Below are 4861 nucleotides of genomic sequence, written 5' to 3'. Positions count from 1 at the left end.
CAACCTTTACCCTACGCCTGCCGTTAACTCTAACCATTGCTAAATTACTAATTGCTACAGTCGGCCCAATTGTTATCGCTTTACCGTCAGACAGTATTGAAGAAATTGTGGTTCCCAAGGGGGATCAGATGCAAAAATCTGGGACAAAACGGTTTTTGCTCTGGCGCGGACAAATGCTTCCCACTTATACCATGTCTGATCTTTTGGAATATAACTGTCCAGTCAGGGAAACCACTCCTAGCAAAGCTTTAGTCTATGTCCCCACTCCTGAAGATTGGGCATTACCTCTGGTAGTAATGCGTCGAGAGCAGCAGGCTTTTGCGTTAGAAATCGATCGCGTGATCACAGAGCAAGAGCTAGTGATTAAACCCTTTGGCAAAGCCCTTGCGGCTCCCAGTTATACCTATGGTTGTACCATCTTGGGGGATGGTAGTTTAATTCCGGTGATAGATGGTAACGCCCTGCTAGAGCAATTTTTAGCTCAAAGCCAGGAAGAGACTCAACCAAGAACCTTGTCCCATATCCTTGAAGCTACCACTAAGAAAAAGTCATCGGTTAACCGGACTCAAACTCCTGCTAAAACTGCTCCAATTCCCACAATTTTAATTGTGGATGATTCTACAGGTTTACGACGAACCTTGGCTATGACCTTGCAAAAAGCAGGTTACCGAGTGTTACAGGCTCGGGATGGACAGGAAGCCTTGGAACAATTGCGGCAAAGTTCCAAAGTGCAGATGATAATTTGTGATATTGAAATGCCGAATATGAACGGTTTTGAGTTTCTTGGTCAACGTCGCCAAGACCCTCAGTTATCAAAAATTCCTATAGCAATGCTTACCTCTCGTAGCAGTGAAAAACATCAGCGTTTAGCAATGCATTTGGGGGCTAACGCTTACTTTACTAAACCTTATATTGAACAATATTTTATTGGAAAAATCAAAAAAATTATTGAACAAAGTAAATCTGAAGTTTAAGTATTAATATATCAGCTAATGCGCTACGCGCAAGCTACTTGATGTGCTATCAGCCATTCCTAATCAGCCAGCAATTAGCAATTAGCTTCTTGAGGGGTGTCCACGACTAATCAGTTACTTGCAACCATATCCTTGAATTATCGGGCATCATTATACTTTTAATGCTAAGTTGACAAACTTAGTCTGGTGAGTTACTCCATTCAATTCCTATTGCTTCCAAATCCTGATCATAAGACTTGGAATCTTTCATCCTTCATACTTATTCTAACACTATGAATTGGACATCATGAAAAATAACTTAATTGACTCCCAGCCTAATGATACTCATCGATCGCCAAATCAGAAGGCTACATCATTCTTGAAATTAGTGGTCTTTAGAATAGACAGCATCAATTTCGCCTTTCCGATTGAGTGTGTCAACAAAGTAATTAATTATACAACTGTTTATAGCAGTGGACTCAATGATATTGGCATTGCCCATATCGATGATCAGGAAATTCCTATTATCGACTTGTATCGCCGGTTATTTAAATCTAGCCAAATCAGCACTTCTAACCCAGGACGTTTCCTGCTGATTGCTCAAAATACGAGGGGTGAAGGATTTGGTATCCCTGTACTCAAAACACCGAATTTGATAGAGGTTTCCGTGACTGATATTCGTACCCTACCAGAGTCTTTTCGTCAAGCTGATACCCTAGGAATTGCTAGTCATGTTGCGGTGATTCCCCAAGAAAATACATCTTTGACAGTCTTTTTGCTAGATGTTAATCAATTGCTTCCTTGGGTTTCTGAATAGGGAAAAGGTGAACAGGGAAAGGGAAAAGGGGTGAAGCATTGAGCAATCAGCTATGAGCTATCTTCGCCCCTAGCTTTATGGAATGGGAATAGTCCCAGTGGATGAGATTTCTGTTATACTTCAAATTATGTAATGGCTATCTGCCAGAATTAAAGGTTAAGCGGGAAGTCCCGCGCTCTATCCGTGCTTGATGAGCTTCCTATGGGAGAGCCTTTTTCTGGGAATTGTGCCAAGAAGTTGCTAGCATCAAAAACGCGCTTTGTCGATAACCAAGTCAAAAAACCTTGTTGCCAAAAAAACAACCAAGCAGAATCATCGGTCTTAGAAACTAGGACTGCTGCTGATGCCAGGAATATCAGACCTGGGTTTGGGCAACTAAATTTAGGCAATTCCTTGTTAAGTCGGAATCCAGTGCTTTAGCTTAAGCTCAGGGTCTGGTAGTTCACGGGTGTAGCTTCCACCTACGCTTCTATCTACGATGCATAGCACTGTTGCTTAGCACTATAAGGGTGAAGTAGAAGCAGTCGGAACAAGTATCCGACAAAACGCATCTAGAGATAAGATGTAGCATAGTAAGTCTTATCTCTAGCAGTAGGACTTATGGCGAGTCCCTCTGATGTGAAACAAAACGTTTCTATTCAGTGTAGCTCGCGGGTGCGCAGATCAACCTGCCAGAATCCCCTAGCTTTAGCGATGGGGAGTCGTCAATTTCCAGCAGTACGACCTAAGAGTCTAGTCAACTGGTGCTGCTAAAGTTTAATATATGGTGTTTCCCAAAAAACTGATTAAGGGCGGCTCTAAAGTATCTAAAGTTATAGATTTACCTAAGTATGGTATACGCTCCATTCTTGCTAAAGGGGTGCAGATGGACTTCCAGTCAGGACAAAACCGTGTTCAAGTCCTCAAAGGAATTGACTGGGAAGTCAAACGTGGTGATATCCAACTTTTAATGGGACCGTCTGGCTCTGGCAAGACTACCCTTTTGTCAATCTTGGCCGGATTACTGACCCCGACCTTGGGAAAAGTCTATTTACTGGGTCAAGAAATTACCGGTATGTCTAGAACTAAGCTGGCAGAGTTTCGACGAGAACACATTGGCTTTATTTTCCAACACTTCAACCTATTTCCAGCTCTGACAGCAGCAGAGAATGTGGAAGTTGTGCTAAACATTAAGGGAATTCGGGGGGTAAATGCTCGACAGCAGGCAAAAACGTTATTAGAGCAGGTTGGTTTAGAGGGGAAAGGACATCTTAGACCAAGTGACTTGTCAGGGGGACAGAAGCAACGGGTAGCGATCGCGCGGGCTTTAGCTAAAGAGCCACCGCTAATTATGGCAGATGAGCCAACGGCAGCCTTGGACTCTCACAGTGGTCATACAGTCATTGAGTTGCTGCGTCGTCTGGCTAAGGATAAAGGCTGCACAGTGCTGATGGTAACCCACGATCCTCGTATTATCGATGTAGCTGACCAAGTGTCTTATATGGAAGATGGTATGTTGAAGGTTGAAGGTTGAAGGTTGAAGGTTTAAGGTTGAAGGTTGAGGGTTGAGAATTGAAGGTTGAAGGTTGAGGGTTGAGAATTGAAGGTTGAGGGTTGAAGGTTGAAGGTTGAAGGTTGAAGGTTGAAAGTTGAGGGGTGAAAGTTGAGGGGTGAGGGGTGAGTGTTAATGATTCACCCTCAACATCTTAGTTTTATTTGTACCTACCTAATTATGATGTGAATGGGCAATTTGCCAACACGACAAATTACTGTTCACTCTAGGCATCATAATCATGTTTATGGTAAATTTCTGGCTAGCTATAGGGGTTTTGGGACTGGGTTCTATTCTGTGGGTAGAACTGGTGCGAGACTTCTATCACCTCCTGTCCCATCACTGGACACCTCTGTATCGCTTGCATGTGTGGCATCATCGGGTCTTCCGTCAGGATTTAACTGCTGTCAGTGATACCATTTATCGACAGGCGCACTGGCGTAATGATGTGCCAGAAGCGTTGGTTATGCTAATGTTAGGCTTGGTGGTATGGTGGTTGGCTTATACCTGGACACCAAATCTGCATTGGGCAGCTTTGGCTGGTTCTGTGTACACTATGGTATTTCTATTTGGTGCGATCGCTCGTGGCTATGGCATCAAGGGAGCCGATAAGTTGACTGATGGAACCCACCTTCCGGGTCCATTCCTCTGTCCTCCTTCCCCTTGGATGGTGAATCGCAGCTACCATTGGCGACATCACTTTGATAACCAAAAGGCTTACTATGGCGGCACATTGACTTTAGTAGACAAACTGATGGGGACAGCACTATCGCTCCAAGGAAAAACTATTGCAGTGACGGGAGCATCGGGAACTCTGGGACAGTCACTATTGTACCATCTCCAGCAACGGGGAGCAAAAGTGATTGCTCTGACCTCCCAAGAACAAACTGTTACTTTAAGTGTCAATGGTGAAAGCTTGCCAGTAAAAACCTTCACTTGGCAAGTGAGTAAAGAGTCAGAACTAGCCCCACATTTGGAAAATGTGGATATTCTAATTCTCAATCACGGCATCAATGTTCATCAAGAACGGACAGCCGATGCGATCGCAAAATCCTACGAGGTCAACACATTATCAAGTTGGCGGTTGCTGGAGATGTTTTTATCCACGGTTCGGACGAACCAAGATATTGCTCGCAAGGAAGTTTGGGTTAATACTTCGGAAGCGGAAGTTAATCCAGCTTTTAGTCCTTTGTATGAACTGAGCAAACGTACCCTAGGAGACCTAGTTACCCTGCGTCGTCTAGATGCTCCTTGTGTAGTACGTAAACTAATCCTTGGACCATTTAAAAGTAATCTCAATCCGATTGGGGTCATGTCAGCGGATTGGGTAGCCCAGCAAATCCTTAATCTAGCCACTCGTGATGTGCGTAACATCATTGTGACTATTAATCCCATAACCTATTTAGCGTTTCCAGTCAAGGAATTTTTTGTCAGCCTATACTATAGGCTGTTTAGTCATTAGTCCTTAGGAACTTGCGTTAATTGCTACTAATTAGTGCTACTAATTACTAAGGGTGGCGTAGCCATTCGCGTAGCGTGGCCGAAAGGCCAAGGTGACGA

General features: G+C 43.8%; 5 protein-coding genes. All 5 read left to right on the top strand.

Annotated features, from left to right (window positions below; genetic code table 11):
* The coding region (locus F6K20_RS24430; RefSeq protein WP_287296349.1) for an ATP-binding response regulator at window positions 1-974 on the top strand (974 nt) is incomplete at its 5' end.
* 286 nt (window positions 975-1260) lie between these two features.
* A complete protein-coding gene (locus F6K20_RS24425; RefSeq protein WP_008186485.1) occupies window positions 1261-1770 on the top strand; it encodes a chemotaxis protein CheW in 510 nt (169 codons plus the stop codon).
* 201 nt (window positions 1771-1971) lie between these two features.
* Window positions 1972-2190, top strand: a complete 219-nt coding sequence (locus tag F6K20_RS24420; protein WP_008186483.1) for a hypothetical protein — start codon at window positions 1972-1974, stop codon at window positions 2188-2190.
* A gap of 343 nt (window positions 2191-2533) precedes the next feature.
* Window positions 2534-3283 (top strand): ABC transporter ATP-binding protein, encoded by a 750-nt coding sequence (locus tag F6K20_RS24415; protein ID WP_008186482.1) that lies wholly within the window; start codon window positions 2534-2536, stop codon window positions 3281-3283.
* Between the two features lie 265 nt (window positions 3284-3548).
* On the top strand, window positions 3549-4763 hold the full coding sequence (locus F6K20_RS24410; RefSeq protein ID WP_287296351.1) for a bifunctional sterol desaturase/short chain dehydrogenase: 1215 nt from the start codon (window positions 3549-3551) through the stop codon (window positions 4761-4763).
* The last annotated feature ends 98 nt before the right edge of the window (window positions 4764-4861 follow it).

It is taken from the genome of Moorena sp. SIO2C4, from assembly GCF_010672485.1.
Classification (GTDB): domain Bacteria; phylum Cyanobacteriota; class Cyanobacteriia; order Cyanobacteriales; family Coleofasciculaceae; genus Moorena; species Moorena producens.
The sequence above is the reverse complement of the archived record's forward strand: the minus strand, read 5'-3'. Positions and strand labels throughout refer to the sequence as shown.